The sequence below is a fragment of the Nonomuraea sp. NPDC049625 genome (assembly GCF_040675285.1).
GTDB classification, from domain to species: domain Bacteria; phylum Actinomycetota; class Actinomycetes; order Streptosporangiales; family Streptosporangiaceae; genus Nonomuraea; species Nonomuraea angiospora_A.
Genome location: NZ_JBFAOQ010000004.1, coordinates 234,306 through 256,424 on the forward strand (window position 1 = coordinate 234,306; position 22,119 = coordinate 256,424).

Here is a 22,119-nt window from a genome sequence, read left to right on the forward strand (position 1 = left end):
GACAGAGCGCGATCGCTCAGAACGTGTCGCCCGTCGTGTTGGGGACGCTCGGCCCGGTCATGCTGGTGAGCGTGAGAATGGTGCTGACCGTGCCGGGCTCCGAAGAGCCGGCGGCCGACTCCAGGTCGGTGATGTCGAACTCGCCTTCCGGCTTGGGCGGCAGCGGCGGCGTGGGAACCCCCTCGGGGTAGACGATGCCGTACTGGCTCAGCAGGGCCCTGGGGCTGCTCTCGTAGCGGCTCCGCAGCTCGGCGTCCTGCCACGCCGCCGCCACCAGCCGGGCGAACTTCCTGCGGTCCTCGTCCCCGAGGATGTAGATGCTTTCGGCCATCAGCGGTCTCCTTGTCTGTGCGGATCGGACTCTGCGGGGGCGCCGCCGATGAGGAAGTCCCCGACCGACGACTCGGTGGCCCAGTCGAGGCCGAAGGTGCGGGCGGCCAGGTCGGCGTCGCCGCTGCCGAGGCCGCAGGGCGCCATGCCCATCGCGGTGGCCACCAGGTAGAGGGTCTGGTAGAGCGCGCCGACGGTCTTCAACGTGGCGGCGTAGGCGATCGAGGAGTACTTCCACGACATGCGCTGGAAGCGCGAGGTGATGGTGATCAGCACGTCGGGGCTGGCCGTCCCGCCCGTGGCCAGGCTCGCCGCGGCCAGCATCGCCCGCGCGTCCTCGTCCCTGGCGGGGAGGGTGACGAGCCGGTGGCCGAGCGGGTCGTAGTAGTAGGCGCCGCTGTCCAGGCCCTCGCACCGGGCCACGGTCAGGTACAGCTCCAGCTCGTAGACGGCGCCGCCGCCCGGGTAGGGCCTGCTGCTGGCCTCGTACGGCATGCCGGGCGCCGGCCCGAAGACGCGCCTGACCCTGGCGGCCCGGTAGAGCAGCTCGCCGAGCTGCCGGATCGTCGGCGGGCCGGCGTACTGGCGCACCGATCTGCGCGACTCCAGCACGGTGGTGAACGGCGGGTCTGCCGCGGCGGCCTCCTCCAGGGAGGGCGTGTACAGCTCGACGGCGGCGCCCTCGGGAGGCTGCTTGATCACCGGTGGCGGCGGCGTCTCGTCCAGGAAGCGGAAGGTCGCGCCGAACGGCTGGTCGTGCCGCCCCGCTCTGCTCCTGGCGTGAAAGAGCAGGTCGTGGAAGTCCCACGAGCGCAGCGCGGGGTCGCGTTCCTCGGCGTCTCCGGCGAAGGCCATGCCGGCGGCGACGAGATGGCCGATCGCCTCGGGCGCCTCCTTCACCATGACCGGGCGGCCGAGCGCGGAGAGCAGCGGCATGGCGTCCTCGGTGAGCGTGACGCGGTGCCGGGACAGCGGGGACTCCAGGACGAGTCCCTGATCCGTCCTGCGGACGAGCGCGAACCTCGACAGGCGCACGGTGTCACTCGGAGCGAGCGCGGGCAGCCGGAACCGGGCGTCGCGGGCGATGGGCACCACCCGCAGCAGCGGCTCGACCGCGTGGACGAGGACCGCGCTCAGCCGCGACAGCGTCAGGTACAGCAGGGCAGCGTCGTGGCTGGTGCCGCCCGCCGCGAGGAGCCGCTCGGCCAGATCGTCCTGGTCCGCCAGCGTGCCGGGCAGCTCGCGCAGCAGCGACTCGACGGCCTGCGGCAGGCCGCGCAGGGTGACCGTGCCGAAGGGTTGCGCGATGGTCAGCGCGCCGCCCGCGGACTCGACGACCGCGTCCTCGCGCAGCCCCACCATGGGGAGGGGCGCCGGGCCGGTCACAGGAACATCGTGATGGGGTTCATCTGCTCCTCCGGGGTGGGCTCGGCGAGCCAGCCGAGCCGTACGGGCACGTCGTAGAGGCGGCCGGGGGCCAGCCGCCGCCAGAAGTGGCGCAGGCCGGGCACGATGACCTTGACGACCGGCAGGCCGATGTCGGGCCTGGTCTGGTCGAGCACGAGCATCTCCATCCCGCGCTCCTCGACCAGCGCGCGGGCCGCTTCGACGTCGTCGAGCAGGTCGGCGGTGGCCGGCCGGGCGTAGGCGGACGCGGGCACGGAGATCGAGGTGGGCGAGAGGTAGGGGTGGTCGGCGACGCGCGCGTTCGTCCACCAGTCGACCTGGTCGCGCTCGGGGAACCGGTAACGGGTGACGCCGTCCGGGCCGACGTCGATGACCGCGGGGATGAACTGGTTCAGCTCGGCCAGGGCGCGCTGGACGGCGATGCGCACGTCGAAGTGGGCGCCGAAGGCCATGAGGATGTCCTCGGTCGGCCCGTCGACCCGGCGGCTGACCGCGGCGGCCACCGGGACGCCGAGGTCGTTGGTGAGGTCGAGCACGTGCAGGTCGCGGCCGAGACCGGCGTAGACCTCCTGGAACTCGGAGATCCACGGGTCGGCGAAGGTGCCGAGGTCGAAGGCGGGCCGGCGCAGGCGGTTGTACCACCACACGGCCACCGCGTCCCGCTCGACGAGCTCCATGAAGCCCTGCAGGACGGCGTCCTCCAGGGAGGAGCCGGCGGCGTTGCCGTTGGAGTCGGCCCAGGTGTAGAGCGGGCCGGTGGAGCGTTGGTCGTTGTAGTAGTAATAGAGGTAGCCGGTGGGCAGGTACTTGTGCCGCCGCTCGGTCAGCGACCACACGGGCGTCCATTCGATCGCGGCGTCCTCGTCGAAGGGGTCGTTGACGTAGGAGTAGCTGGAGGTGGCGCGGACCTCCCGGCGGGTGCGGTACTGGGCGTCGCTGTAGAGTGAGCAGGCGTTCGGGTGCACGGCGTCCGCGCCGAGCTCCCGCAGGCTCGCCGTACGCCTGGCCTCGTCGCCCTGGAAGATGCCCGAGTAGCGCTCCATCGCCTCGCACATGGCGCTGACCTTGGCCTGCAGGTCGGTCATGCCCTTGCCGGCGCTCTGGGTCCGCAGGCCCTTGCGCAGCATGGCGAGGTCGCGGGTCTCCCGGGAGAAGTTGTGCCCGGCCACGTACGCCTTGACGAACGGCGTCCTGGTGTCCATCCGGGTGAGTTCACGGATGACGCCGGTGACCGGGCTGACCAGGTGGGCGTACCGCTCGGCGGTGTCCTCCGGGTGCTTGGAGCGGTGGCCGCCGTCGGCGGTGAAGGTCTTGGGCCGTGAGCGCAGCTCGACCGGGGACTGCGCGGCCGCGGCCATCAGGCCGGCGTCGCCGCACTCCGGGCACTGCGGCCTGCGCCGCAGCTCGTGGCGGGTGGCGCCGAGGCGCATGGTGTCGAAGGTGACCAGGTCGCGCTGCTGCGGGTTCCTCGCCCCGGCCAGCCACTTCGCCGCCTCGGCCGCGACGAGCCGCACGCCCGCGCCGCGGGTCAGCGCCAGGTCGGCGGCGGGCAGGGCCAGCGGGCGGCTGCTCCGTAACCTGTCCTCCACGTACGTCAGCGACTGCCGGTGCCCTTCCAGCCGCTGGGACAGGCATCGCCAGCAGCCGCCGTCGCCCTCCCCCGGCTGGAAGACGGGGCCCAGCCAGAGGACGGGGCCGGTCGTGCGGGCCAGCAGCCATGGGCGCTGCTCCGCCAGGTGCCGCCGGTTGACGTCGGCCAGCTCTCCGCGCAGGTAGTCGTCGGTCAGCACGACGGTCAGCGCCGCGTCCTCCCCGGGGCCGGTCACCTCCACCCCCTCGGCGACCAGCAGGTCCCGCAGCTCCTCGGCGGGCACGTCCCCGACGGTGAGCAGCTCGGCCCGCCCGCCGCGCACCGCGGCGACCGCCTCCTGCGCCTGGAGTCCGGCCATCTCCCAGTAGGCGGCCGTCCTCCGATCCACGTCCTCGGTGACGTCGACCAGCAGATCGCGCTGCCTGAGCATGTGGAGCACGTAGTAGACGTTCTCCGGCGGGATGTCCGGCTCCACCGCGACCAGGATGTCGTTGACGGTGTGCTTGCCGTCGAGCAGGCCGGCCACCGCCTCGATCGACCGGCCGGTGAGCACGTGCGTGTCGCGCTCGTTGATCAGGAAGACCCCGTCTCCCTCGATGACCTCGACCCTGAAATGGCGGCGGAAAGCTGGTCGGGCGTCCATAACGTTCCTTTCGGTCAGTGCACGAGGCGCAGCGAGGCGACCTGGTCGTCGGCGAGCCGGAGGAGGGTGAGCCCCGCCGCGGCGAGCCCGTCGGTGGCGGACAGGGACAGGCGGTCGGCACGCCGCCGGTCGGCGAACCAGCGGCCCGTGTGGTCGCGGCGGCGCAGCAGCTCGGCGGCCAGTTCGCGGGCGGACCGCTCCAGCGCCCCGTCGCCGGTCAGGCGGGCCGTGTGCAGCGCCACCTCGGCGTCCACGACGAGCCGCGCGCAGGAACGTCCGGCGTCGGGCGCGCAGTACCTGGCCACGCGCTCCCGCAGGTCGCCGGGCACCTCGCCGGTGAGGAGGTGGGCGGTGGCGACGGCGGCGAGCAGCGAGCCGGGCGTGTCGAGAGCGAACCGGTGCGCCAGCAGCGGCGCGGCGGCAGCGCCGGTCTTCCCGGGGCCGGCCTCCCCCAGCGCGCTCGCGCTGGCGGCCAGCGCCCACACCAGCCCGTCCACCCCGGTGGGCACCCCGTCGAGCGCGGGCACGCCCGGCGGGTACGGCGACCGGGCCGCGCCGCCGCCGGCCAGCTCGGCCAGCAGCTCCTCGTGCAGCCGCGCGGCGAGCGCCTCGGCCGCGGGGACCGCCGTCGGGGCGGCCTCGCGCAGCTTGTGCAGGGCGAGCAGCAGCCCGGCCCGGCCCAGCACGGGTTCGGCGCTGGTCGGCAGGGACAGCTGGGCCTCGGCGAGCGGCACCAGCGCGACCGCCCGCTCCACGAGCCTGGTGTCGGCCAGGGTGGCGCCGCAGCGGCTCAGCGCGTAGATGGTCGAGCCGAGGCCCACGAACGCCCCGACGGGCGCGAGTGTCCCGCACATCCTGCGGTAGACGCCCGACTGCGTGGACAGCGTCGCGAACTCGGCCGAGGCGTCCAGCGCGTCCTGCGCGGCCGTCCAGTGGCCGGGGGCGCCCGTGTTGGCGTACAGCTCGGCGAGGAAGACGGCGAGGCCGGCGGTGCCGGTGAGCAGGTCACCCTGAAGGGGTTCGACCTGGTCCAGGCCGTGCGCGGGATAGGTGACCACGCCGATCCAGCCGGACCGCTCGCCGACGGGGCCGCCCGCGGGCGTGCCGAGCGGGACGGCACTGGCGAGCACCTGGTCGGCGAGCTCGCCGGCGCGGGCGAGCAGCACCTCGGCCTCGGGCTCCGCCCGCCGGCCCGACAGGTCGTAGACGTACTGGCCGATCTCGCGCACCGTGCGGGGCCGGGGCCCGGGGCCGGGGAACAAGGTGGGCAGTTGCCCCGCGCCCGTGAAGTCCAGGCAGGTCTCCAGCACGGCGAGCTGCTCGTCCACCGGGAACCCCGCCAGGTCGGCGAGGCGGTCCTGAACCCGCTGCCACGCCGTGCCCGAGAAGTGCCCGGGGATCTCGACGCCGTCGGAGGTGAACACCGAGTCCGAGCCGGGCCTGGAGACGAACAGGGGGATGTCCATCCGGCGGAACGCGTCGATCTCCTGCTCGACGATCTCCAGGATGTCCTCGCGCCCCGGGTCCCGCCGCAGCGTCTCGCGGGCGCTGCGGAACAGGTGGGCGAAGGTGATCTCCCTGGCCATCCCGTCGATCAGCGCCCCCGGGCTCAGGCTCATGCCGAGCAGCTCGACGCAGTCCCAGGTGCTGCGCCAGATGTAACGGACCGGCGCGTCCTCCAGAAGCGCGAGCGGGCCGCGGGCGTCGGCCAGCAGCTCCCGGTTGCGTGTCAGGCAGTCCTGCATCTGCCGGTAGCCCTCGGCCACCTCGTCGGCGTAGCGGCTCGGGTCGGCCAGCTCGCCCGCGCCCCACGTGGGCCGGTACGGCGGCGCCTCCCAGCCGAGCGGGTACAACTGGGGGTTCTGCGCGACCTGCTCCTGCAGTCCGGCCATGCAGCCGATGTCGTGCGACTGGACGCCGCCCGCGATCACCCGGGGAAAGCTGATGACGGCGGTCTTGACCACCGTCTCCTCGACCTGCCCCCACAGGGACTGGATGCGGTCTCCGATGAGGGCGGGCTTGCTGATGCGGCCCTGGAGGACGTTCTCCAGGTCGATGAAGACCGGCGTGTCCCCCTTGGCGACCAGGTTGTCGGCCCACAGGTCGCGGCACTCCAGGAACTGGGCGAGCCTGGCCAGCATGCCCAGGCGCGTGTAGTAGCGCCGTACGCTGTCCTCGTCGGTGGCGGGCTCGGCGGTGACGTACTCCTCCCAGCCGTAGCCGTCGCGCAGGAGGACCGCGCGGGTGTGCAGGGTGAGCGGCAGCCCGTGGTTGTTCAGCAGGGTGCACACGTCCATCAGCCCGACCACCGAGCGCAGGTCCTTCGGCTTGTAGACGACCCGCTCGCCCGAGGCGAAGGTGAGCAACGTGACCACCCGGCCGTGGTTGTGCGGGTCGCCCGAGTCGCCGGAGTATCCCGTGACCGGTCCAGGGGCGGTCCAGCCCCACAGCGTCCTGCGCAGCTCCGGCAGGTCGGCGTTCAACCGGTCGAAGAGCTCGTGAACGACGCGCCGCCACTGCAGGCAGGCCATGCCCATGACGTAGGCCAGCCCCGGGAGCGTCTCCAGCCGGTCGAGCCAGCCGGACTGGCTGACGTCCAGGCCGGGGCTCTGCAGCCAGGCGGACACGTCGTTGGCGGTGCCGGCGAGCTGCGCCTCGAACGCGAAGCCGGAGAAGCAGACCTGCGTCAGGCGCTCGATCAGCTGGCCCGCGATGTCCTCGCACGCCTCGGGGGTGACGGGGACTCCGCGTACCGTCCCGTCCTTCATGTCCACCAGCCGGTTGACGGCGCGCCTGAACGCCACGAACGGGGAGCCGGGCCGCCCGGACGCGGGGTCGGCCGCGGCCGTGGGCGGCTGGGCGAGCAGGAAGTCCACCAGGGCGTAACCCCAGTCGGGCAGCCTGCCCGGGTCGGCGAGCCGGACGTCGACGAGCCCGGCGCCGAGGTCGCGGCCGGAGCGCCTGCGGTGGTGCAGCAGCGCCCGCTTGGCGTCCTCGTCGTCGCCGACGGCGGCCTTCAGCCAGCGTTTGGTGCGTTCGGACGCCTGGCGCGGGCTGCGCCCCGCCACGGGGACGAAGAACTCTCCCGACACGCGCTCGGGGAAGGGCGCCGCCGCGGCGAGCACGGCAATCAGCCGTTCGTCCCCACCCGGAACCGCGAGCAGGCCCTCGCCCTGCGCTTCGGCGTATCCGGCGTGAACCGAGACCGTCATCTCAGACCTCCTGTCGGCGGACCATGCGGGCGAAGAGCCGGCTGTCGTCCATCAGCTCCTCGAAGGGGCCGTCGGCGACGACCCTCCCCTGGTCGAGTACGTAGATCCGATCCGCCGACTTGATGGTGCTCAGCCGGTGCGCGATCACGATCCGGGTGATGTCCAACTCGGCGATCCTCCGGCTGACCAGCGCCTGGGTGTGGTTGTCCAGGGCGCTCGTCGCCTCGTCGAGGATGAGGATGCGCGGGCGCTTCACCAGCGCTCTGGCGATGAGCAGCCGCTGGAGCTGACCGCCCGAGAAGGACGCGTTGTCCTCTCCGACGACGGTGTGCAGGCCCATGGGCATCGCGGCGATGTCGCCGTCCAGGTCGGCCAGGCGGGCCGCCCACCAGGCGTCCTCCTCCGTCGCGCCGGGCACGTCGCCGATGATGTTCTCCAGGATCGAGCCCCTGAGCACTCTGGCCTGCTGCATCACCACGCCCACCTGGGCGCGCACGCGCCGCAGATCGAGGTCGCGCAGGTCGCCGCCGTCGTAGAGCACCTGGCCGGTGCGGGGCGGTTCGAAGCCCAGCAGCAGCCGTACCAGCGTGGACTTGCCCGCGCCGGACGGGCCCGCGACCGCGACGAACTCGCCCGGCTTGAACACCATCGACACGTCGTCGAGGATCCGCATCGCGGTGCCGGGGTAGGCGAAGGAGACGCCGCTGAGCCGTACCAGCCCGCTCAGCTCGCCCGGGTCCTTCGCGCCCGGCGACGTCTCGGGCGCCCGCTCCAGCACCGGGCGCAGCCGCTCGAACCGGGGCAGGAGGGCGAAGGCCGCTTCCACCGCCCTGTTCATCTGGCCGAGCGCGAGCACGAACTGGCCGAGCGCCACGGCGGCGATCACGAAGGACGCCGTCGGGACGCCCCAGGCCAGGCCGGTGGCGGCGAGGAGCAGCAGCAGCGCCGGCTGCGCCGAGGCGCCGATCGCCGTCGACACCGCCCGCTCGCGCTGGATCGCCTCGGCCGCGCGCTGCTGCGTCGCGAACAGCCGGGACCACAGCCCGAACACCTGGGTCTCCCGGCCCGCGACGTGGATCTTGTCGATCGCGCCGAGGCACGCGTACAGCAGGGAGTAGACCTTCCCGTACTGCTCGTGCATGACCAGCTCGTGCCGCTGCTGCCGGACCGCGCGCCCGGCGAGCACGGCGAGCAGCGCGACCACCCCGCCCAGCGCGACCAGGGCCAGCCGCCAGTCCACGGCGAGCAGCGCCAGCAGGCCGAACAGGGAGAACATGCCGCCGAGGAGGGAGCTGACCGCGGCCTCGCCGAGCGCCTTGCGCATGTCGGAGATCGCGTTGGCGCGCTGGACCAGCTCGCCGGTGCTGTACCGGTTGAAGAACGGCAGGTCGAGGGAGATGAGGTGGCTCCAGACGGCGGGTTCGAGCCGTTCCTGGAGACGTCCGTGGACGCGTACGAGCACCGAGTTGCGCACGGCGAGGAGCAGGGCGCTCGCGCACACCATGGCGGCGATGATCACCGCGGTCCAGATCGTCGCGGGCCGGTCGGCGGGGTTGGACGCGGAGGTCAGCAGGCTGAAGGTGAACAGGGGGACGCCGAGCGCGAGCAGCCCGGCGCCGCCGCCGGCCGCGAGGAGCCAGGCCAGCTCCCTGCCCGCGCCGCGCAGGCCGAACCTGAGCAGCGCGACGGGGGTGGCGACGCCCTCGCTGAGCGGCGGGTAGATCTGCCAGGCGTCCGGGGCGAGGCCGGCGGCCACGGACTCGGTCACCCGGCACGGGTCCGCCGCCGGGTCCGCGGCGCGGTAGCCGCCCCGGTGCGGCAGGAGCGCCACCGGCCGCCCGCCCTCCCGGGTGAAGCCGATCATGGGGACGGTGGCCGTGCGCCACCATCGTCCGGAAAGGCGTACCCGCCGGTGCCTGACCCTGGCGGCGTCCAGCGCCGCGCCGAGCGGGTCGCCGGAGCCGGGGGCACTCTCCCGCACGGCGAACCCGCAGTGGTCGCCGAGCGTCTTGACCACTTTCGCGGCGTGTTCGGCGGTCGTCCGGGGCCGGTCAGGGGAGGGCGGCGCGCCGGCGGCGACCCCGACATCGGCGAACGACCGCCGGAGCGTCTCGCTCGTGGCCGCCACCCTGGCCACGCGCCAGTTGTCCCGGTCGGCCTCCTCCGCCTCGGCCAGCAGCAGCACCTGCTCCAGCGCCCCGCGGTGCAGTGCGCGCAGCTCGCGCTCGCTCGGCGGGTCGAGCGCCGCCGTCCGGCCGCCGCCCGCGACGGCCTGCACACCAGGCTCGTGGAGGCGGCGCGCCCAGGCCGACAGCGCGCCCGCGTCCCTGCGGACGCGGCGCACCGACGTCCCGTCGGCCGGGGAGGCCAGAACGGTGTATCCCTGCGGCAGGTCGGTGGCGGCGAAGCCGTGCATGAGCTGCCCGCTCTCCACGCGGACGACGCGGCGGCGGGGGCCCTGGCCGTCCACGGGCGCCAGCAGGACGTCGACGGAGCCGCTGACCACGTGCCAGCAGGCATAGGGGTCGATCAACTCGATCTCGCTGACGGGATAGCCGTTCATGCCGCTTCCTCGACGAGTGTGCGGTAGGGGCCGGACTCGGCGATGAGCTCGGCGTGGGTTCCCCGCTGGACGACCTTGCCGCGGTCCAGCACGAGGATCAGATCGCTGTCGCGTACGGTGCTGAGCCGGTGCGCGATGACCACGCACGTGCAGCCCCTGGCTTTGAGGTTGGCGTCCACCAGGGCCTCGGTCTCCGCGTCCAGCGCGCTGGTGGCCTCGTCCAGCACCAGCACCGAGGGGGACAGCGCGAGCGCCCTGGCGATCTCCAGGCGCTGCCGCTCGCCGCCCGACAGGTTGCGGCCCCGCTCCTCGACCCAGCCGCCCGACAGCCCGCCCCTGCGGTGGACCACCTCGGCGATGCAGGCGTCGCCGAGCGCCCGGCGCAGCCGGTACGCGGGAACCGTCGGGTCCCACAGCGTGAGGTTGTCGGCCACCGTGCCCTCGAACACCTGCAGGTTCTGCTCCACGTAGCCGATCGAGGTGAACAGCGTCTCCCTGGGCATCTCGTCCCTCGGCACGCCGTCGAACCTGATCTGCCCGGACCACGGCACGGCCGCTCCGGTGAGCAGGCGGGCGACCGTGGACTTGCCGCTGCCGGTGCGGCCGACGATGGCGATGCGCTGGCCGGGCTCCGCGCGCCACGACAGCCCTTCGATCACCGGCCCGTGCTGGCGGTCGTACCCGAAGGTGACCCCGTCGAACTCCACCGTGCCGCGCAGGCCTCCCGCCCCCTCGGGGGCGCCGGGGGGCTCGGCGTGGCGGGGGTCGGGCTCGGCGTGCAGCGCGTCGTCGAGCATGCCGGTCTGCGCGACCGCGACCTGTGCCTCGGCGCCGACCCCGACCAGCGAGGACATGGGTACGAGGAAGGCGCCGACGAGGAGCTGGGCCGCGATGACGGTCTCCATCGTGACCTCACCGCGGGCCATCAGCACCGCTCCGGTGATCACCATGGTGGCCCCGGCGAGCGAGCCGAGCGCGGCGGGCACCACCATCAGCGCCTGCGTGACCCGCATCAGTTCCTGGACGGCCGACATGGTCCGCGCCGACAGCCCCGCCCACTTGGCGAAGAACCATCCCTCGGCGCCGTCGGCCTTCAGCGACTCGGCCATCGAGACGCCGTTGAACGCCATGCTGTCCCTGCGGTGCTCGTCGAAGATGAGCCGCTGCTGGTGCGGGGCGGTGCGGCGGCTGACCGCGCGCATCGCCACCAGATTGACCGCCGCCAGCAGCACGGCGACGGCGGCGAAGGCCGGGTGGAAGGCGAACAGGATCGACGAGTGCACCACCATGGTGAGCACGGCCGCTATGACGGCGGCTACCCGGTCCGACAGCAGCAGGGCCAGCCCCGCGCCGAAGGACGTCCTGGTCACCAGGCCACCGGTCTGCCGCCGGTGGAAGTGGTCGCCCGGCAGCCTGAGCAGCCGCCACACGTACCGGCCGGACAGGTCGGCCGCCATCGCCAGCTGCACGGCGCCGAGCAGCCGCTGCTGCGCCCACATGCCGGCCAGGGTGAAGCCCACGCAGCCGAGCAGCCCGAGGAGCACGGGCGCGGACCAGGCCGCGCCATCGGCGACCAGCACCTTGCCCAGCAGGAGCCGGGTCAGCAGCGCGGTGACCGCCGCGGGCAGGGCCAGCATGAAGGCCATGACGGCGATGGCGAGCAGCGTGGACAGGTACGGCCGCACCTTCGCCAGCACCGAGCGGGCCATGGGGAACCGCGGCCCGCCCGGCGTGAAGCCCTCGCCCGGACGCGGTACCAGGACGATCCCGCTGAATCGCCGCCGGAACTCCTCCCTGCTCAGCCGGATCCTGCCCACGGCGGGGTCGTTGAGGTAGGCCCACCGCTTGCGCATGCCCTCCAGCACCACGTAGTGCCGCTGGTCGACGAAGATCATCGAAGGGACGGGGAAGCTCTCCAGCTCGTCGGCCTCCACCCGCCAGCCGCCGATGGTGAAGCCGTACTCCTCGGCCGCCGCCTTGAGCCCGGCTCCCGTGAGGCCGTCCCTGCCCACTCCGCACCGTTCTCTGATCTCGCGTACGGGGACGCGCAGTCCGTGGTGGGCGAAGATCGTGCTCAGGCAGGCGGGCCCGCAGTCGGCGTCCTCCATCTGCGGCCGGCGCTCGGTGCGGACCGGCCGCGGCCTGGTCGCGTGCTCAGCCACGACGTCCTCCGGCGAACAGGGCGTCCACGGGGCGGACGACGGCGACGGTGATCTCCCCCGACACCGGGGTGAGCGTGGCGCCCGGCCAGGCCTGCCGGTCGAGGTCGACGGTCACCAGGTGCCGCCCGTCCGCCCGCAGGGCCTCGCCGAACAGCGGGCGCAGCAGCTCGCCCGAGGCGGGGTACGGTTCGACCGCGCTCACCCGGCCCCGCGCGCCCGTGCCGCCGAACGTGACGGTCTGGCCCGGGGCGAGCGCGCCGATCCTGTCCCGGCCGACCATGAGCAGCGCCCGCAGGGGGCCGGCGGCCGGGTCGACCGCCGCGACGGTGCCACCCGCGGCGAGGACCGCGCCGGGGGCCGCCGTACGCAGCACCCGTCCCCTCGCGGTGCCCGTCACGACGTGCCTGCGTCCCCGCTCGTCGGCCAGCACGGCCAACGGCGTCGCCGGGGTCACCTCCTGGCCCACGCGGACCAGGACCTCGGCCACGCTGCCGGGCACGGGGGCGGCCACCGGCACGGGACCGGCGCCCGCCACCAGCACGCCGGTGCCGGCGACCACGTCACGAACCTGTCCCAGCAAGGCCCAGCTCGCCGCGCAGCCCGCGACCAGGATGAGCGCGGCCGCGGCGAGCCAGGCCTTGGCCCGCACCGTGGAAACGAGCTCGTCGATCCGCTCGCCTCCTGGCGCCTCCGTCGCGGTCATGGTCATCGCGTGTCACTCTCCCGGGGTCGGCGTGTACAGGCAGAAGCAGAGGCTGAGCAGGCACGGAGGGGGCGGCGGCATCTCTGCGGACCCGTCGAGGATCTCGATGACGAGCTCGGCGCCGGGCTCCGGCGGCAGCGTCGGGGCGCCTGCCCCGTCGGCCGGCCGGAGGTTGTACTCGGCCAGGACCGAGAGGGGATCGCGCTCGTACCGGAGTCTGAAGTCGGCGTCGAGCCATGACCTCGCGGTCAGCTCGCCGAACGCCCTGCGCTGAGTCGTGTCCCAGCCGATCATGTCCACAGTCATCACAAGTCCTCCCGCCGCGGGTGTGTGAGATGCTGGTCTGGCGAGGTGGTGGGCATCTGGACTGCCCACCACCACGCCTTGCGAGGTCGTCAGGCGCTCTGTCCGCCGGAGAAGCATCCGGTCGGGCAGCTCACCGTGCCGATCGTGCCGAGGGCTCCGCCCGCGGACGATTCGAGGCTCTCCAGGTCGATGGCCTGGCCGGGTTGGTCAGGCAGGTCGGGCGGGGGCAGCTCACGCGGCCAGTCGACGCCCGCTTCGGCGAGGGCGGCGCGCGGGTCTCGTTCGAACTCCCGCCTGAGCGACTCGTCGGACCAGGCGCGTGCGACGAATCTGGCGATCTGCCTGCGCAGTTCCGGGGACAGGGTGGGGTCTTCTGACATGAGGTCACCTCGTTGGTGAGGCCCCGGGGTTCCGGGTGGGTCGGGGGCGGCCGCCTACGAGGTCCAGATTCGTCATCAGCGGCAAAAGCCGCCAGAAACAACTAACACCGACATATCGTGATGTTCATCATTTCTGGTAATCAGAATTTCCCGATGGGAGCTGCTGCTCCCGATGCGCGAAACCGCGCATCTCTCTCTGGGCCTCGCGGGCCATGTCGAGCATGCGGCCCAGCTCCTTCTTGACGTTCTCCGCGTCGCCCTCCACGCCGGCGACGGCCCTGCGGCCCTGCTCGGCGATGGCGTCGATCCGGCTGCCGAGGATGCCCTCCAGCTCGCCCATCGCCCGCGCGCGCTGCGCCGCCACCTCGACCATGGCCAGCTCGGCCCTGGTCGCGTAGAGGACCCGCGCCGTTTCCGCGAAATGTGTCAGACCCGCCAGGGGGATGGCCGCCACGGAGAGGGACAGGGTCCAGGACAGCCCGCCCACGAGATCGTCGCCGAGCACCATCGACTTGGCCGTCTCGGCGACGGCCACCAGCAGGGACGCCGGCAGGGGGTACGGCCTGGGCAGGAGCCCCAGAGCCATCGCGGCGAGGAAGACGCCCGACGCGGCCCACCACTCGCCCAGGAACGGAAGCGGCAGGTAGACCAGGAGCGCCATGACCCCCACCGCCCACCGGTGCCACGGCCCGCGCGGGCCGGTGCAGCCGGCCGCGATGTAGAGAGCGAGGACCGCGATCGCCAGGAGGATGCCTGGGATGCGCCAGGGATGTGGATTCTCGATGTAGTAACCGAATGTGGGAAAGATCAGGTAAACGGCGAACGCCACGATCGCCGCGCGGCCGAGCCGCACCTCCAGTGGCGCGCGAGCCGCCGCCCTCGAACCGGGAACCCCTGTCTGGGTCACAAGCGGATCATGACAACCGATCTCGGCGGAGGCAACGCATCACTGGTTACTTTTCTCGCATATCGGATTTTTCGCGACTTCCGCACCGAACAGTCCGGCGCCGTTGATGCCGACGCCGCTGACCGGAGGCTTGACCGTCGCCCGCGAGCCCGCCGCGACCACCAGGCCCGCAACGGCCGGGGATGGGGCGGTGGTGGCACCCGGCGGCGGCGGGCCGCCGGGTGCCACGGCAAGGGCGCGGGAGCGCGCCGGACCGCGCCCCCCGCGGCACTGTCAGGTCTCCGCCACGCCCGCGCAGCCGAAGGTGGAGGCGGTGGCGACGCAGCCGGTGAAGCAGCTGACCGAGCTGGCGGAGCCGAAGCAGCCGTCGGCCGGGGCCTCGGTGCCGGCCGCGACCTCGAGCTCCTCGATGCTGAACTGACCGGCGGGCTTCGGGGGCAGCGGCGGCGTGGCCACACCCTCCGGGTACGCGATGCCGTACTCGGCCAGCATCAGGCGAGGCTCGCGGCCGTAACGGGTCTTCACGTCCTCCTCCGACCACGCGGCGGCGATCAGCCTGGCGAACTTCTTGCGGTCCTCGTCACCGAGAATGTAGAGGCTTTCGGCCATCGGGCCCACTCTCCTTCCGCCTCGGCTCGCAGCCGAGATCCGATGGGAGTGGCAGCGGGCATCTGGACTGCTCGCTGCCCCTTGTTGCAGGTCAAGCCTCGCCCGCCGGGCCCCTTCGCCGGTAGAAACAACTAACACGAACCCCTGTGACAACTGTCATGTGACACCTCCCTCAGGTGACGCCGGCGGGCGCGGGAAGACCCGAGAGGCGAACGCGCCATCGAGTGTCAGCGGGACGTGTCCGATACGGACGCACGTGGTTGCTGCGCCGGCGGTAGAGCGGTGAAGCGCCGGGTCGAGGTGGCGACGAGGAGTCCGAGTGCGGCGTAGGCCGCGCCGAGCAGGCTGGCGGCCGGCCATCCGGCGGCGCTGTAGGCCCAGGTGGTGGTGATCGCACCGAGCGCGGAGCCGAGGGAGTAGAAGGCCATGTAGGCGCCGATGACGCTGCTGCTCTGGTCGGGGCGGGCGTTGGTGAGCAGGTGCTGGCTGCTGACGTGAACGGCTTGCACGGCGAAGTCCAGGACGATGACACCGACGATCAGCGGCCACAGCGACGACCCCGCTTGGGCGATCAGCAGCCACGAGGCCGTGAGCAGGGCCAGCGACCAGCCGGTGACCGAGGACGCCAGCCCCCGGTCGGCCCATCGGCCGGCCCGGGCCGCGCCCAGCGCCCCGGTGAGACCGGCGAGTCCGAACAGTCCGATCTCGGTAGTGCCCAAGTGCCACGGCGCGGCGCCGAGCGGGAGCGCCAGCCCGCTCCACAGCGTGCCGAAGGAGGCGAACAGGAAGAACGCGACCAGTCCCCGGCTGAGGAAGAGCCGGTCGCCGACGACCAGACGACCCAGCGATGACAGCAGCTGCCCGTACCGGGCCCGGGGGCGGCGGATGTCGGCCTCGAGGGTGAATCGGGCGGCGAGCGCGAGCATCCCGCAGAGTCCGGCGATCACGAGGTAGACCATGCGCCAGTCGGCCAGCTCGCCCAGCGTGCCCGCGACCACCCGTACGCCGAGGATCCCGATGACCACGCCCGAGGTGACCGCTCCGATGTTGCGGCCGCGCTCGCCGGCCGGTGAGACGGCGGCGACGTAGGCCACCGTGATCTGGACGACCACGGCGAACAGTCCGGCCAGGGCCAGGCCCGCGATCGCGACGACACCACTGGGTGCGGCGGCGGCCACCCCCGCACCTACTGCTGTGAGCAGCATGTGCACCGTGATGAGTCTGCGGCGGTCGAACAGGTCACCGAGCGGGACCAGCAGCACCAGCCCCGCGAGATAGCCGATCTGGCCGGCGGCGACCAGCCACCCCAACGCTCCTTCCCCCAGCCCGAGGTCCTGGCCCGCGGCCTCGATGACCGGCTGGATGCCGTAGATGGTCGACACCGCCACCGCGCACACCAGCGCGAGCACGGCCCGCTGCCTCCCGGTCAATCCTGACGACATATCACCCTCCAGTAAGTTGCAAAATGCAACTCATCTGAAGCTAGGGCATACTGGTTTCATATTGCAACTCATCTTGGAGGGGGCCGGTGGACGTCGCACTTGCCGCAGGAAGCGTTTGGACCGACCCGGCCTGCCCGGTCGCACGGACCGTCGACCTGATAGGCGACCGGTGGAGCCTGCTGATCATCCGCGACGCGATGGACGGGGCGACGACCTTCACCGAGTTCCTTCAACGGCTGGGGATCGCCCGCAACATCCTCACCGACCGGCTCCGCAAACTCGTCGAGCACGGCATCCTTGACAAGAGCGCCGCGGCCGACGGCAGACGGCACACGTACCGGCTCACCGAAGCCGGGCTGGACCTCTTCACGGCCGTCGTCGCCCTCCGCCAATGGGGCGAGCGCCACGCCTTCGCCCCGGACGAGTCGCACTCCGTTCTCGTCGACGACCAAGGGCGGGAGCTTCCCGAACTCCACCCGCTCAGCCGAGACGGCGCGCCGCTCTCCGCCGAGGCGTCGCACGTTCGGAAAATTGCCTGAGCCCAGCCGCGCCAGTACCTGCCCCATCGGGCTCGCCGGGGTGGGTCACCCTGACGCGTCGGACGGACGTCGTTACTCGAGTGCACGGCGGAGCCCGCGAACGGCATTGATGAGCGCAGGCCCTCCAGTGGCTTCTTCGTAAGAATCAAGTAAGGCACCCCGCAACCCAGCACCCCTCCTCCGAGAGGCAGCCATGCAGTCACCGACCTACCTGCACGACCTTCTGGTCTCGACCATCTTCACCGAAGGGCTCGATGGCGAGATGGACCTGTGGGCGCTGGGATTCAGCGCCATGTGGGTCAAGGGCGCGGACCTCGACGCACTCGCCCTGGACTGGTGCCTGGACCTCGCCACCCGTACCCCGTGCCACCTGAGCGAGATCCTCGATCACAACATCGACGACGGATCCACCTGGGTTGCCGAGGCCAACGGCTGGATCGGCATCGTGCCGGCGCATGCCGACGGCGAGTGCCTGCGTTCCATCACCGAAGGTGGCCGGCAGGCTCTCGGCCTCCGCATGGACATCAACGGGAACGCATATTTCGATTACGCCCGTGACGGGCACATACTCGTCTCATTCGACCCGACCTGGCCGGAGAAGCGGTACGGCGACGACCCGCACGCGCTCGATCACCTGATGGACGGACTGCGCTTCCAGATCAGCGATGACGACGTCCTCGACGATCGTGTGGAGGAAATGGAGAGCATCAGCTCCGCCTTGGCGCTGATCGGACGTATCACGGAAACCGACATCGCCATCGACTGGTTCCTGGCGCAGCACTCATGCATGAGGCCCACCTCCTGACGTGCTCGCCGCCGGTTCCCGCACCATGAAGACGTCGACCGGGTCCTCGGTCTCCACCGTGAACCCGTGGCGTTCGTACAACCGTTGCGCGGCGCTCCCCCGCAGGACGTTCAGCCGGACGGTCAGGCCTTCGGCGTCGGACCGCTCCAGCAGTTCGCGCAGCACGGCCGAGCCGAGGCCGCGGCCCTGGAGTTCCTGGGCGAGGTAGAAGTGCTCGAACCACCACGCATCCTCGCCCGGGCGGAATGTCACGCAACCCGCGAAGTCGCCGTCCGTCAAGATGACCGACGTGTAGTCCGGGGAGAAGGCGTCCCGGAACCGCTGCCGGACCCGGTGCTCGTCGAAGCGGCCCAGCCGCTGCAGGTCCGGGCGCATGACCGACGCGCGCAGGTCCGCGATCGCCTCGACGTCTGTCGGCTCCGCGCGGCGCAGCGTCCACGTCATCGGGTGGTCCGACCCGATCCCGTGCGTCGCGAACCCCGGCCGCCTCCCGTCTGTTGTCATGCGCGGGAGTATCCCAGAGGGCCGTCCGCGGGCTGGTAGCCGGGGGTGGCCCGTCGGGCCCGCAGGCCGGGCGACCGAGGGTGGGCGGGCCCGCCGGCGCCGGTGACCAGGGTGGGTGGTCTGGCAGGCCGAGGGCCGGGATGGTGGGCTCGTAGGCCGGTGACCGGGGTGGGTGGGAAATGGGTGGCAGGCGGCGGGTCGTGGGCGGTTGACTTGGCCGATCTTCGTCGGAGGGAGTTCCATGATCGTGGTCACCGGGGCGTCCGGGGCGCTCGGTCGTCTGGTCATCGACCGGTTGTCCGGTCAGCCCGATGTGGTGGCCGTCGTGCGCGATCCCGTACGGGCCCCGCAGGGCGTCCGGGTACGGCGGGGCGACTACGACGAGCCGGACAGCCTGCGCGAGGCGTTCGAGGGGGCCACGCGGCTCCTGCTCATCTCGTCGCCGGAACTCGACCCGGCGCGCAGGATCAAGCAGCACCTGGACGCGGTCGCGGCGGCGGCCGACGCCGGGGTCGGCGCCATCGCCTACACGAGCCTGCTGGGAGCGGGCACCGTCGCCACCGGCGCCACCGAGGCCCATCACGCCACCGAACGGGCCATCCTCGACAGCGGCCTGCCGTACACGCTGCTGCGCCACCCCTACTACGGCGATGCCTTCGTGCCACAGGTCTCCGGCGGCGAGCTCGCCGGCAGCACCGGCGGGCGCGGGCTGAACACCGCTTTCAGGTCCGACCTGGCCGAGGCCGCCGTTCAGGTGCTGACCGGGGACGGGCACCTGGGGCGGGCGTACGACTTCACCGGGCCGTTGTGGACCTACCGGGAGGCGGCCGAGGTGCTGGGGGTGCCGTACCGGGAGGTGCCCGATGCCGGGCCGGGGCCGATGAGCTGGCTCAATGCGCAGGTACGGGCGGGGGCACTGGAGTTCCAGAGCCCGGATCTGGCCCACGTGCTGGGCAGGCCCGCAGAGTCGATGCTCGATCGGCTGCGCGAGCAGCACGCCTGACTCCTCGGGCCTCAAGTTTCGCCCAAGTCCCGCACAACCCTCTCCCGCCAGACTCCCGGGATCAGTCCGATCTTGAGGAGATTGAGGAGATCGAGGTGCGTAGAGCATGGACGGCGCTGGCCGCCGCCCTGGCGCTGGCAGGCGGCCTGACCGCCACGCCGGCGCAGGCTGCGGCCGCATCGGTGAAAGTGGGCAGGGTGACGGCCTCACCTGCCCGATATGCGGGCTCGTGTCCGGCCACCACGGCGTTCGCGGCCAAGGTCGCGGTGCGCGGCGCGAACAGGGTCACCTACCGCTGGCTGCGCGGCGACGGCACCAAGGGGCCGATCCGCACGGCCCAGGTCAAGGGCGGGGCGGTGGTCGTACGGGATCGGCAGATGTTCGCGGCGAGCACGTCGGGGTGGCAGGCGCTGCAGGTGCTCAGCCCCCGGAAGGCGACCTCGGCCAAGGCCCGCTTCACGGTGTCGTGTGACCCCCTGCGACTGGAGGACGTTTCCGAAGACAGAACGCGCATCGGGGTCACGCTGGCCACGCCCGCGCCGTACCGGGGAGCGTGCCGGGCTCCCGGCCGCACGGTGACGTTCGACGGGCGGATCACGGTGTCGAGGACGCCGGCGGCGGTGGCGTACCGGTGGGTGGACGGCGACGGCGGCGCCGAGCCGGTCGAGCGGCTGTGGCTCACCGCGCGGAGCACGGCGGTCAGCTCCCGCCGGACGTTCCTGACCGGCCATTCCGGCCACCGCCGACTGGAGATCCTGGACGTCAAGGGCCGCGTGACGGACTCCGCCCAGGTCCCCTACCGCGTGACCTGCACCGACCCGCCCGAGCCGGGCCCGGTCGCCGCCGCCGCCAACCCGCGGGTGACGCCCGCGCGGTACGAAGGGCCGTGCGGACGGCCGGTGGAGTTCGTGTTCCGCGTCGACCTCGCGGTCACCAAGCCGGCCAAGGTCACCTACCAGTGGGTACGCGGCGACGGCACGACGATCCCCGGCGAGGTCATGCTCGGAGGAGACCTGACCACGGTGCTGGAGACCACCTGGAAGGTGACGGACCCGTCGAAGGTGAGCGGCGGCTCGGCGTACTTGCGCGTCCTCACCCCGAACGCGACCACCACCCAGCCTGCCGCCTTCACGATCACCTGCCGGGACGGCGACGCGGTCACGATCACCGGAACCCAGGTCATCGAAAGCCGGAACCCGCAGCCCTGTCCGGGAACGTCCAAACAGTTCACGATCCTCTCGCAGGTCACCCCGACGCCCTCCGCGTCGCTGCCGCTCACGATCAGCTACCGGTGGCGCTGGGCCGACGGCAGCCACACCGCGCCGTTCACCCACACCTTCACCCAGGCCGCCGCACTGCGTCCGCAACGGGTCTGGGACGAGTGGATCAGCAAGACCGGCAAGATCTGGCTGGAGGTGACCGCGAACGGCAGGGTCACGCGCGGCGAGGCGATCGGCTACGCGGTCGACTGCGGTGGCAAGCCGCCCGCGGATTCATACCCGCACGTGGTCTCGGTCACCGAAGCCTCCATTACCCCGGCGACCTACCGGGGCGAGTGCCCGGTCACCTTGAAGGCCCGGGCCAAGGTGACGGTGTCGGCGCCGATGGAGCAGATGGTGTACGCGCAGTGGTACTTCGACGAGTCCCTGGCCCCTTGGCTCGACGGCGCGGCCTTCCCGCCGGGTGATCCGCTGACCAAGGTCATCGAGCGCGAGTTCACGGTGGACGAGTCCACGGGCAGGACCGTCACCGGATACATGGAGACCAGGCTGCCCAACGTCGTCGCCTCCGGCCCGATGACGTACTCGGTCACCTGCACCTAGAAAAACCCTAATTCCCTACCAATTCAATTGACTTCAGAGGTGGGGCGATCTACGTTTGATGGCGTGACGACGACGGCTCTGACCATCAGGGGTCACGTGGACTTCTGCCGCGTGGCCAGCGCGCTCTGTCCTTCCTTCCGAACGCAGGCAATCCCTCTAACGGAAGGAAAAATCCCATGTCATCCCTGTCCATCATCCCCGTCGCCGGCCGGATAGGCGCGGAGATCTCCGGCGTACGGCTCGGCGGCGATCTGCCTGCCGACGTCGTCGCGGAGATCCGCCTGGCGCTGCTCGGACACAAGGTGGTCTTCTTCCGCGGACAAGACCATCTCGACGAGCAGAGCCAGGTGGCCTTCGCCCGGCTGCTCGGCGAACCGACCGCCGCCCACCCGACCGTCCCCTCGCTCGACGGGAACGACCACGTCCTCGACCTCGACTACCGCGACGGCCAGAAGGTGGATCGCTGGCACACGGATGTGACGTTCGTGGACCGGCCGCCGCTGGCGTCGGTGCTGCGGGCCGTCGCCGTTCCGGCGGCCGGCGGCGACACGCTGTGGACCAACACCGTGGCCGCGTACGAGCACCTGCCCGCCGAGCTGCGGGACCTGCTCGACCGGCTGCGGGCCGTGCACACCAACCAGCACGACTACGTCCGCATCGCCACCTCCGACGATCCCGAACGGGCGCGGGAACGCGCCGAGGTGTTCGCCTCCACGGTGTTCGAGACCGAGCACCCGGTGGTGCGGGTGCACCCGGAGACCGGCGAACGCTCGATCCTGCTCGGGGACTTCGCCAAGCGGCTGGTGGGGCTGTCGGCGCACACGTCCGCCTCGCTCATCCGGCTGATCCAGGAGCACGTCACCGAGGTCGAGAACACCGTGCGCTGGCGCTGGGCACCAGGCGACGTCGCCATCTGGGACAACCGGGCGACGCAGCACCGGGTGGTGCACGACTTCGGCGACCGTCCGAGGCGGCTGCACCGGGTCACGATCGCCGGTGACGTGCCGGTGGGCGTGGACGGCCGGCCCAGTGTCGTGCTGAAGGGCGACGCGGCCGCCTACTCCCCGATCGCCGCCTGACCCCTGCTCCTTGCGTATGGCCCTGGCCCCGATGACGTGGCCAGGGCCATTCACATGTCCGGGCCCTGTGGGTGGAAATGGAACGGCCGCCCGGCGATGTGCCGGGCGGCC

Annotated in this window: 18 protein-coding genes; 5 read left to right on the forward strand and 13 right to left on the reverse strand. The window is 72.1% G+C overall.

What is annotated here, in order from left to right; translation table 11 throughout:
• Positions 1 to 16: 16 nt before the first annotated feature.
• The 12 genes from AB0J87_RS19495 to AB0J87_RS19550 all read right to left on the reverse strand — a co-directional run bounded on the left by AB0J87_RS19495 (position 17) and on the right by AB0J87_RS19550 (position 16,255).
• On the reverse strand, positions 17 to 331 hold the full coding sequence (locus tag AB0J87_RS19495) for a hypothetical protein (RefSeq protein ID WP_363966955.1): 315 nt from the start codon (positions 329 to 331) through the stop codon (positions 17 to 19).
• Positions 331 to 1,716, reverse strand: coding sequence for a SagB family peptide dehydrogenase (locus tag AB0J87_RS19500; RefSeq protein ID WP_363966957.1), 1,386 nt, complete (start codon positions 1,714 to 1,716; stop codon positions 331 to 333). The genes AB0J87_RS19495 and AB0J87_RS19500 overlap by 1 nt, the downstream gene beginning before the upstream one ends.
• Positions 1,713 to 3,971 carry a TOMM precursor leader peptide-binding protein gene (locus AB0J87_RS19505; RefSeq protein WP_363966959.1) on the reverse strand — a complete coding sequence of 753 codons (2,259 nt, stop codon included), beginning with the start codon at positions 3,969 to 3,971 and terminating at the stop codon, positions 1,713 to 1,715. The genes AB0J87_RS19500 and AB0J87_RS19505 overlap by 4 nt, the downstream gene beginning before the upstream one ends.
• 14 nt (positions 3,972 to 3,985) lie before the next feature.
• A complete protein-coding gene (gene lanM, locus AB0J87_RS19510) occupies positions 3,986 to 7,183 on the reverse strand; it encodes a type 2 lanthipeptide synthetase LanM (RefSeq protein WP_363966961.1) in 3,198 nt (1,065 codons plus the stop codon).
• A gap of 1 nt (position 7,184) precedes the next feature.
• Positions 7,185 to 9,746 carry an ATP-binding cassette domain-containing protein gene (locus AB0J87_RS19515; RefSeq protein WP_363966963.1) on the reverse strand — a complete coding sequence of 854 codons (2,562 nt, stop codon included), beginning with the start codon at positions 9,744 to 9,746 and terminating at the stop codon, positions 7,185 to 7,187.
• A complete protein-coding gene (locus AB0J87_RS19520; RefSeq protein WP_363966965.1) occupies positions 9,743 to 11,908 on the reverse strand; it encodes a cysteine peptidase family C39 domain-containing protein in 2,166 nt (721 codons plus the stop codon). The genes AB0J87_RS19515 and AB0J87_RS19520 overlap by 4 nt, the downstream gene beginning before the upstream one ends.
• A complete protein-coding gene (locus AB0J87_RS19525; RefSeq protein ID WP_363966967.1) occupies positions 11,901 to 12,617 on the reverse strand; it encodes a hypothetical protein in 717 nt (238 codons plus the stop codon). The genes AB0J87_RS19520 and AB0J87_RS19525 overlap by 8 nt, the downstream gene beginning before the upstream one ends.
• Before the next feature lie 6 nt (positions 12,618 to 12,623).
• Positions 12,624 to 12,917 carry a hypothetical protein gene (locus AB0J87_RS19530; protein ID WP_363966969.1) on the reverse strand — a complete coding sequence of 98 codons (294 nt, stop codon included), beginning with the start codon at positions 12,915 to 12,917 and terminating at the stop codon, positions 12,624 to 12,626.
• An 89-nt stretch (positions 12,918 to 13,006) separates the two neighbouring features.
• A complete protein-coding gene (locus AB0J87_RS19535) occupies positions 13,007 to 13,297 on the reverse strand; it encodes a hypothetical protein (protein ID WP_363966970.1) in 291 nt (96 codons plus the stop codon).
• Between the two features lie 127 nt (positions 13,298 to 13,424).
• Positions 13,425 to 14,204, reverse strand: coding sequence for a hypothetical protein (locus AB0J87_RS19540; RefSeq protein WP_363966972.1), 780 nt, complete (start codon positions 14,202 to 14,204; stop codon positions 13,425 to 13,427).
• Between the two features lie 273 nt (positions 14,205 to 14,477).
• On the reverse strand, positions 14,478 to 14,813 hold the full coding sequence (locus AB0J87_RS19545) for a thiocillin family RiPP (protein ID WP_363966974.1): 336 nt from the start codon (positions 14,811 to 14,813) through the stop codon (positions 14,478 to 14,480).
• A gap of 227 nt (positions 14,814 to 15,040) precedes the next feature.
• On the reverse strand, positions 15,041 to 16,255 hold the full coding sequence (locus tag AB0J87_RS19550) for an MFS transporter (RefSeq protein WP_363966976.1): 1,215 nt from the start codon (positions 16,253 to 16,255) through the stop codon (positions 15,041 to 15,043).
• Between the two features lie 86 nt (positions 16,256 to 16,341).
• Here AB0J87_RS19550 and AB0J87_RS19555 point away from each other — a divergent pair, with 86 nt between their 5' ends.
• Both AB0J87_RS19555 and AB0J87_RS19560 read left to right on the forward strand, forming a co-directional pair.
• Positions 16,342 to 16,794 carry a helix-turn-helix domain-containing protein gene (locus AB0J87_RS19555; protein WP_363966978.1) on the forward strand — a complete coding sequence of 151 codons (453 nt, stop codon included), beginning with the start codon at positions 16,342 to 16,344 and terminating at the stop codon, positions 16,792 to 16,794.
• A gap of 262 nt (positions 16,795 to 17,056) precedes the next feature.
• Positions 17,057 to 17,599 carry a DUF6461 domain-containing protein gene (locus AB0J87_RS19560; RefSeq protein ID WP_363966980.1) on the forward strand — a complete coding sequence of 181 codons (543 nt, stop codon included), beginning with the start codon at positions 17,057 to 17,059 and terminating at the stop codon, positions 17,597 to 17,599.
• Here AB0J87_RS19560 and AB0J87_RS19565 read toward each other — a convergent pair.
• Positions 17,576 to 18,103, reverse strand: a complete 528-nt coding sequence (locus tag AB0J87_RS19565) for a GNAT family N-acetyltransferase (protein ID WP_363966982.1) — start codon at positions 18,101 to 18,103, stop codon at positions 17,576 to 17,578. The two genes, AB0J87_RS19560 and AB0J87_RS19565, sit on opposite strands and share 24 nt — an antisense overlap.
• A gap of 241 nt (positions 18,104 to 18,344) precedes the next feature.
• On the opposite strand from AB0J87_RS19565, the gene AB0J87_RS19570 reads away from it, so the two are divergent.
• From AB0J87_RS19570 to AB0J87_RS19580, 3 genes are all read left to right on the forward strand, one after another.
• Positions 18,345 to 19,106, forward strand: a complete 762-nt coding sequence (locus AB0J87_RS19570; RefSeq protein ID WP_363966984.1) for an NAD(P)H-binding protein — start codon at positions 18,345 to 18,347, stop codon at positions 19,104 to 19,106.
• Between the two features lie 95 nt (positions 19,107 to 19,201).
• Positions 19,202 to 20,929: a hypothetical protein gene (locus tag AB0J87_RS19575; RefSeq protein WP_363966986.1), complete on the forward strand. Its 1,728-nt coding sequence runs from the start codon at positions 19,202 to 19,204 to the stop codon at positions 20,927 to 20,929.
• A gap of 176 nt (positions 20,930 to 21,105) precedes the next feature.
• Positions 21,106 to 22,008 (forward strand): TauD/TfdA family dioxygenase, encoded by a 903-nt coding sequence (locus AB0J87_RS19580; RefSeq protein ID WP_363966988.1) that lies wholly within the window; start codon positions 21,106 to 21,108, stop codon positions 22,006 to 22,008.
• Positions 22,009 to 22,119: the final 111 nt, after the last annotated feature.

Coding starts and splice junctions, on each gene's coding strand:
- AB0J87_RS19515 (WP_363966963.1), bottom strand. CDS start 9,746: ATGAACGGCTATCCCGTCAGCGAGATCGAGTTGATCGACCCCTATGCC.
- AB0J87_RS19550 (WP_363966976.1), bottom strand. CDS start 16,255: ATGTCGTCAGGATTGACCGGGAGGCAGCGGGCCGTGCTCGCGCTGGTG.
- AB0J87_RS19545 (WP_363966974.1), bottom strand. CDS start 14,813: ATGGCCGAAAGCCTCTACATTCTCGGTGACGAGGACCGCAAGAAGTTC.
- AB0J87_RS19565 (WP_363966982.1), bottom strand. CDS start 18,103: ATGACAACAGACGGGAGGCGGCCGGGGTTCGCGACGCACGGGATCGGG.
- AB0J87_RS19530 (WP_363966969.1), bottom strand. CDS start 12,917: ATGACTGTGGACATGATCGGCTGGGACACGACTCAGCGCAGGGCGTTC.
- AB0J87_RS19580 (WP_363966988.1), top strand. CDS start 21,106: ATGTCATCCCTGTCCATCATCCCCGTCGCCGGCCGGATAGGCGCGGAG.
- lanM (WP_363966961.1), bottom strand. CDS start 7,183: ATGACGGTCTCGGTTCACGCCGGATACGCCGAAGCGCAGGGCGAGGGC.
- AB0J87_RS19570 (WP_363966984.1), top strand. CDS start 18,345: ATGATCGTGGTCACCGGGGCGTCCGGGGCGCTCGGTCGTCTGGTCATC.
- AB0J87_RS19505 (WP_363966959.1), bottom strand. CDS start 3,971: ATGGACGCCCGACCAGCTTTCCGCCGCCATTTCAGGGTCGAGGTCATC.
- AB0J87_RS19525 (WP_363966967.1), bottom strand. CDS start 12,617: ATGACCATGACCGCGACGGAGGCGCCAGGAGGCGAGCGGATCGACGAG.
- AB0J87_RS19535 (WP_363966970.1), bottom strand. CDS start 13,297: ATGTCAGAAGACCCCACCCTGTCCCCGGAACTGCGCAGGCAGATCGCC.
- AB0J87_RS19560 (WP_363966980.1), top strand. CDS start 17,057: ATGGACCTGTGGGCGCTGGGATTCAGCGCCATGTGGGTCAAGGGCGCG.
- AB0J87_RS19495 (WP_363966955.1), bottom strand. CDS start 331: ATGGCCGAAAGCATCTACATCCTCGGGGACGAGGACCGCAGGAAGTTC.